5 protein-coding genes and 1 rRNA gene are annotated in these 7293 nt (G+C 42.8%); 1 reads left to right on the top strand and 5 read right to left on the bottom strand.

Annotated features, from left to right (window positions below):
- The 5 genes from EAE93_RS09290 to pepQ form a co-directional block, all read right to left on the bottom strand.
- Positions 1-456 (bottom strand): 16S ribosomal RNA (locus EAE93_RS09290); the annotation flags it as partial.
- A 378-nt stretch (positions 457-834) separates the two neighbouring features.
- Positions 835-1371 (bottom strand): menaquinone-dependent protoporphyrinogen IX dehydrogenase, encoded by a 537-nt coding sequence (gene hemG / locus EAE93_RS09285; RefSeq protein WP_214039552.1) that lies wholly within the window; start codon positions 1369-1371, stop codon positions 835-837.
- A 25-nt stretch (positions 1372-1396) separates the two neighbouring features.
- Positions 1397-2848: a Trk system potassium transporter TrkH gene (gene trkH, locus EAE93_RS09280; RefSeq protein WP_036778286.1), complete on the bottom strand. Its 1452-nt coding sequence runs from the start codon at positions 2846-2848 to the stop codon at positions 1397-1399.
- Positions 2849-2885: 37 nt separating this feature from the next.
- Complete coding sequence (locus EAE93_RS09275) at positions 2886-3497, bottom strand: IMPACT family protein (protein ID WP_040153308.1); 612 nt, start codon at positions 3495-3497, stop codon at positions 2886-2888.
- Positions 3497-4831 carry a Xaa-Pro dipeptidase gene (gene pepQ / locus EAE93_RS09270; protein ID WP_040153307.1) on the bottom strand — a complete coding sequence of 445 codons (1335 nt, stop codon included), beginning with the start codon at positions 4829-4831 and terminating at the stop codon, positions 3497-3499. The genes EAE93_RS09275 and pepQ overlap by 1 nt, the downstream gene beginning before the upstream one ends.
- Before the next feature lie 272 nt (positions 4832-5103).
- On the opposite strand from pepQ, the gene fadB reads away from it, so the two are divergent.
- Positions 5104-7290, top strand: coding sequence for a fatty acid oxidation complex subunit alpha FadB (gene fadB, locus EAE93_RS09265; RefSeq protein WP_036778283.1), 2187 nt, complete (start codon positions 5104-5106; stop codon positions 7288-7290).
- Positions 7291-7293: the final 3 nt, after the last annotated feature.

Below are 7293 nucleotides of genomic sequence, written 5' to 3'. Positions count from 1 at the left end.
CCTTCCTCCCCGCTGAAAGTACTTTACAACCCGAAGGCCTTCTTCATACACGCGGCATGGCTGCATCAGGCTTGCGCCCATTGTGCAATATTCCCCACTGCTGCCTCCCGTAGGAGTCTGGGCCGTGTCTCAGTCCCAGTGTGGCTGGTCATCCTCTCAGACCAGCTAGGGATCGTCGCCTAGGTAGGCCATTACCCTACCTACCAGCTAATCCCATCTGGGTTCATCCGACGGCGTGAGGCCCTTTCAGGTCCCCCACTTTGGTCTTGCGACATTATGCGGTATTAGCCACCGTTTCCAGTGGTTATCCCCCGCCCTCGGGTAGATCCCCAGACATTACTCACCCGTCCGCCGCTCGTCAGCAAAAGCGCAAGCGCTTTCCTGTTACCGCCCGACTTGCATGTGTTAGGCCTGCCGCCAGCGTTCAATCTGAGCCATGATCAAACTCTTCAATTCAAAGCTTGATGCTCAAAGAATTCTGACTAATTAGTTCGTAATGAATTAACTGTTGTTCACTCTTCAAGACTTTAAAACGTATTTTTTTGTGATACGGTCTTGTGAGTGCCCACACAGATTGTCTGATTAATTGTTAAAGAGCAGGCTGAATCAAAAAATAACATTCTCGTTCAGCCGGGCTGCGTATACTACGCTTTTTGCCCGCAGAGTCAAGCGCTTATTCGCTTTTCTCTGCCTGACCTCACAATGTTTATCAGCGTTGTGTCGGTCAGTGGTGGCGCATTATAGGGAGTTCTTTGACGCTGGCAAGTATTTATTGAAAAAAAATTGCCATCCGCGGATTTTTTCAACAAAATACTGACAAAAAGAACAAATCAGTTATTTTTCACTCACTATTTCAAGGAAATCATTAGCAAAATGATCGACTTGCTGCCAGTCGGTATATTCAATTTCTTTGGTTGTATCAGTTTCCCCACCGGTCATCTTCATAATCATTTTCACCATTATCCGATCCAACCAATGATAACGGGGATAAAGTAATGCGCCAGCAAAAACACCACACAAATCTGGCTTCCAAGGGGTATTCAGCAGAAATTTACGAACATACACATTCGTTTCTGGTGTACGTTTCTCTGGCTTCCTTGCTGTCAGATTTACGCCAAAAAACGCAGTTGGCATTTTATTAAGTTGTTGTTGATGACAGATCGCAAACTTTTTCAGTGCCGAATTGAAATGACCATATCTGATAGAAGCACCAATCACAACTTTGTCATAAGCTTCCAAATTGATCGTTTTGGCTGTTGCTAAATCACTAAGCTCGCACACCTCCCCTGATCTGCGTAGATTTTCAGCAATGCGGGTAATGATTTTCTTAGTCTGCCCATCCCTACTGGAATAAAGTAACAAACAATTCATAGCCATCTCCCTCTCCCAAAATAGACTATTCACGCCAGAAAGTTGGTGTAAATAAAACTAATAAAGTGAATACTTCCAAGCGACCAAACAACATCGTTATAACCAATATCCATTTGGCTGCCGGATTCATTGCAGTGAAGTTATCCGCAACAACACCCAATCCAGGCCCTAGATTATTTAGTGTAGCGGCTATTGCAGAAAACGCAGAAAGTTCATCTACACCAGTTGCAATAAGTAATAACAAGCTAATGATAAATACCAAAGCATAAGCAGAGAAGAATCCCCAAACAGCTTCAATAATCCGTTCAGGTAATGCTCTTCGCCCTAGCTTGAGGGTATAAACCGCATTTGGATGAACCAATCTCTTCAATTCACGGGAACCTTGCAGGAATAGTAATAAGATACGAATGACTTTCAGTCCTCCTCCCGTTGAACCCGCACAACCACCAATAAACGCGGAACACAACAGTAATATTGGCAAAAATGATGGCCAACGTGCAAAGCTATCTGTGCTGAACCCTGCCGTTGTCGCCATTGAAACAACCTGGAAAAAAGCTTGGTTTAGTGTCTCCATCCCCGACTTATAAACAGCGTGATGCCATAAGATCAGAGTGCAAATAATAACAAGCACTAATTGAATGGAGATAAACATGCGGAATTCAGGGTCCCGCCAATATACTGTCAGGCTACGTCCCGTTAATACCGCGAAGTGCAAACCAAAGTTACAACCAGAAATCAGCAGAAAAATCGCAATAATGGTATTTATCGCGGGGCTATTGAAATAACCAATACTCGCGTCATGTGTAGAAAATCCACCAATTGCGATAGTTGAAAAACTATGAGAAATGGCATCAAAAACTGACATCCCCGCAGCCCATAATGCCAAAGTGCAAGCAATTGTCAGTAATACATAAATCAACCATAAGGTTTTTGCCGTTTCAGCAATTCGTGGGCGCATTTTATTATCTTTCAAAGGGCCAGGCATTTCAGCCCGATAGAGTTGCATTCCCCCAACCCCGAGTAGAGGCAATATTGCAACAGCCAGCACAATAATCCCCATACCACCTAACCATTGCAGCATCTGCCGGTAGAAAAGAATCGCTTTAGGCAAGGAATCAAGCCCAATCAGGGTCGTAGCACCCGTTGTTGTTAAACCGGAGAAAGACTCAAAAAATGCATCTGTAATAGAAAGATTTGGCTGTTCAGAAAAGATGAAAGGTAAAGCCCCAACACTACCAAGTACTATCCAAAATAAAGCAACGATAAGAAACCCTTCTCGGGGCTTTAATTCATGTTTTTGCTCCCGATTTGGTATCCAAAGCATCAAACCAATAATTAAGGCAAAAATAAATGTCTGACTAAACGCACGCCCAGCGCCATCACGATAGATAAGTGCTACCAATCCTGGAATTATCATGGTGACAGAGAAAAGAATGACAAGTAGCCCAACAATACGGGTTATGGCACGAAAATGCATTTAGCTGGTTCCTTAGAAATCCAGTTACAGAGAATATTTACAGATCAGGTGTTAAATGCAGTACACCACGACTTAGATCACGTAATTTATCACCGACTTCCCCCACTAAGGTAGTTGGAAGTGAAATTCGCAAAGTAACATTCTCTGCATACTTACTGGAAATAATTTGCCCTGATGATTTCTGTAATAACTGTTCAATCATAGAGATATGGGCATATTCACACTGCAAGGAACAGAGTTTCTGTGGAACCTTATATTTTGTTTCCAGCAATTTCAGCGCCTGTTGAACACCACTTCCATATGCCCTTACTAACCCACCGGTACCTAATTTTATTCCACCAAAATAACGAACAACGACCGCGGTTATTTCACCAACATTATTTCCCATAAGCTGGGATAGCATCGGTTTACCTGCGGTCCCTGAAGGCTCGCCATCATCTGAAAAACCCAACTGTTGTGAATCATCCGGCGCACCAGCAACAAACGCCCAGCAGTGATGGCGGGCATCAGGGTACTGAGCTTTGATTTGCTGGATAAACTCCTTGGCCTCATCCACCCCACAAGTATGCTTCAGCAAGGTAATAAAGCGACTTTTTTTAATCTCTTCAGTAAAACTCACTGAAGCCGCGGGTATCAAATAAGGCTTCATTATGGCAATTGAAGATCCCTAGTCATGTTTTCCACTTTATTTGCATGGATCACAATATTGTCCTCGATACGAATACCACCGAAAGGTTTAAGCATCCCAATTTTATTCCAGTCAAAATGTTTGTTGAATTCACTTTCACGCCAAGGTGCAAGCAGCGATTCGATGAAATAAAGGCCAGGCTCGATAGTCAGCACCATTCGGGGTTCCAGAATACGGGTACAACGCAGATAAGGATACATATCCGGAGCTGCTAAATGTGCACCTGTATCATCCTGCATAAACCCTGCCGCATCATGGACTTGTAATCCAAGAGGATGACCAATACCATGTGGAAAGAATGGCGTTGTCAGCCCTTTCTCAACCATAACCTCTTCACTAATATCTTTCACAATACCATATTTTTTCAATAACTTAGCAATACGATGATGCATCTGAACATGATATTCGGTATAGCGAACTCCTGCTTTAATTGTACTGATTAGTGCTTTTTGTTCAGCATTCATATCTTTAATTAAAGAGGAAAATTCGTTATTGCTTTTTGCTGAATAAGTACGTGTGATATCTGCTGCATAACCATTATATTCAGCACCGGCATCAATCAGGAAACTACGTATCTCTGAAGGTACATTGTGCTGCAACACAGTATAATGCAAAACAGCCGCATTCTCATTCATAGCAATAATATTGTCATAAGGTACATCTGTATCACGATGACCTGTTGCCGTAAGATAAGAGATATTAATATCAAATTCACTCATCCCAGCCTGAAATGCTTCATAAGCGGCCAAATGCCCGACAATAGCCGTTTTTTGTGCTTCACGCATACAAGCTAATTCATAATCTGTTTTGTATGAACGATAGAAATGCAAATAATCAAGGACAGGCTTTGGATTAATATTGTGTTCAGAGAAACCAATCTCTTTTGCTCTTTGTGGTGAACAACCAATGTAAGCAACATTCTGTTTCACATAAGTGCTTAACTCTGCATTGATATCTCCAGCATTTGCCAGATGGATCATTTCAACTTCTTTAGTCCAGTAGCTAGTCGGTAGCGGTTCTACGCTGTGCCAATAATCTACCGGTGAGTAAAACCATAATTTAGGCTTATTAATACCATCTACCCACAACCAGCAATTAGGCACTTTGGTTACTGGCACCCAAGCTTTGAAGTGAGCGTTAACTTTGAAAGGGTAGTCTCTATCATCAAGAAAAATACGCTGTAACTCACCAGAGTGAATCAGCAAAGCATCGAATTGATTACGGGCCAATACTTCACAGGTACGTTGCTGCAATGTAGAGATATGTTCGTGGTACAGAGATGCCAACTTTTCCATTTCAATTGACCTTTTTTATTTTATGGCTAGACCATTAGCTTATCACAGCCATTGATATTTGCAGGTATCACGCAAAACCCTCTCAATTTATCGGCTCCCGCTAACACCTTATTTACCAAAATATAAAAACAATTATTGTCAATGAGATACAAATCTCACTTGTGATCACCCTTGCAAAAAACTAATCACTCATTTGCATTTACTTAACATAATAACCACAATCAAACCCATCTGGTCATACCAGATGGTATGCGCTCATTTAGGAGAACGACATGCTCTATCAAAGTGAAACAATTCAAGTAAGCTGGCTGAAAGATGGCATTGCTGAACTGGTTTTCAATGCCCCAGCCGCAATTAATAAACTAGATACCAAAACCGTTGCATCTCTCGATAAGGCTGTTGCTAGCCTGGAGCAACAAACTGGACTGAAAGGCGTTTTATTACGTTCTGAAAAAGCTGCATTTATTGTTGGTGCAGATATTACTGAATTCCTCTCTTTATTCGATTCACCTGTAGAAAAACTGCAAGAATGGCTTAACTTTTCAAATAGCATTTTAAACCGGATAGAAGATTTACCTGTACCAACCATTTCGGCAATAAACGGTTATGCTCTTGGTGGTGGTTGTGAATGTGTTCTATCTACAGATTTCCGTGTGGCCTCCCCGGATGTACGCATTGGGCTGCCAGAAACCAAACTTGGTATTATGCCTGGTTTTGGTGGCTCTGTTCGCCTTCCTCGCTTGATCGGGACTGATAATGCCCTAGATATCATTGCAGCAGGTAAAGACATTGGCGCAGAAGATGCATTGAAAAACGGTTTGATTGATGCTGTTGTTCCCAAAGAAAAATTGGTTGACTCCGCAGTATCAATGCTGGAACAAGCAATTGCAGGGAACCTTGACTGGAAAGCCGCACGCCAGCCGAAATTAGAGCCTTTGAAACTCAATGAAATTGAACGAAGCATGAGTTTTAGTGTGGCAAAAGGTATGGTGATGAAAGTCGCCGGTCCTCATTATCCAGCTCCCATCGCCGCAGTTAAATCCATAGAAAAAGCCGCTACACTTGGTCGCGATGAAGCATTGAAACAGGAAACCGCCAGCTTCATTCCTCTAGCACAGACAAATGTTGCCCGTGCCTTAGTGGGTATTTTTCTTAATGACCAGTATGTAAAAGGGCTGGCAAAAAAACATCTGAAAGAAGTCACAACACCTGAGTATGCCGCAGTTCTAGGTGCAGGAATTATGGGTGGTGGTATAGCCTATCAATCTGCCCGCAAAGGGATGCCTGTCATGATGAAAGACATCAGCCAGCAAGCCCTTGAATTAGGTATGAATGAAGCCGCGAAGCTTCTAAACAAGCAGTTTGAACGTGGCCGTCTAGATGCCATAAAAATGGCGAAAACCCTCTCTTCTATTCAACCTACCTTAAATTATGCCGGTATCGAACAGGCTCAAATCGTGGTTGAAGCTGTAGTAGAGAATCCTAAAATCAAAGCGGCTGTACTATCAGAAACTGAAACTCTGGTTAATGAAGATTGTGTCCTAGCTTCCAATACATCAACAATTCCGATTTCAGAATTGGCTAAGTCCCTAAAACGCCCGGAAAACTTCTGTGGTATGCATTTCTTCAACCCGGTACACCGCATGCCGTTAGTTGAAGTAATTCGCGGTGAAAAAACGTCTGAAAAGACAATTTCAACCGTAGTCGCCTATGCCAGCAAAATGGGTAAAACTCCGATCGTCGTTAACGACTGTCCAGGGTTCTTTGTAAACCGGGTACTGCTTCCTTATCTCCTTGGCTTTGGTCTGCTATTGCGTGATGGTGGTGATTTCCGCCAGATAGACAAAATCATGGAGAAAGAATTTGGTTGGCCAATGGGTCCTGCTTACCTTGTTGATGTTATTGGTCTTGATACTGCACATCATGCTCAATCAGTCATGGACCAAGGGTTCCCAGATCGTATGAAGCGTGATTATAAAGATGCCATTGATGTTCTATATGACAATCAACGTTACGGGCAGAAAAACGGTCTTGGTTTCTACAAGTACACTCAAGATAAGAAAGGTAAGCCTAAAAAAGAGCAGGACGAGCAAACAGACCAACTGCTGGCAACTATCTGCCAACAGAAGAGTAATTTCTCCAGTGAAGAGATCATCGCTCGTACTATGATCCCGATGATCAATGAAGTTGTCCGTTGTCTGGAAGAAGGTGTCATCGCCAGCCCAGCAGAAGCAGACATGGCTCTGGTTTATGGCCTTGGTTTCCCTCCATTCCACGGTGGTGTTTTCCGTTATCTGGAAACAATAGGAACAGCAGCTTACGTAAAAATGGCTGAAAATTATGCTCACCTTGGTGCTCTTTATCAGGTACCACCTGGTCTGAAAGCCAAAGCTGAACGTAATGAAAGTTACTACCCTACAGCAGCAACGATTGCTGTCAGCACCGGAAAAACAGCGTGAGGT

It is taken from the genome of Photorhabdus akhurstii (assembly GCF_018448925.1).
GTDB lineage: Bacteria > Pseudomonadota > Gammaproteobacteria > Enterobacterales > Enterobacteriaceae > Photorhabdus > Photorhabdus akhurstii.
Note: the sequence above shows the minus strand (reverse complement) of the source record. Positions and strands in the feature narration are given on the sequence as shown.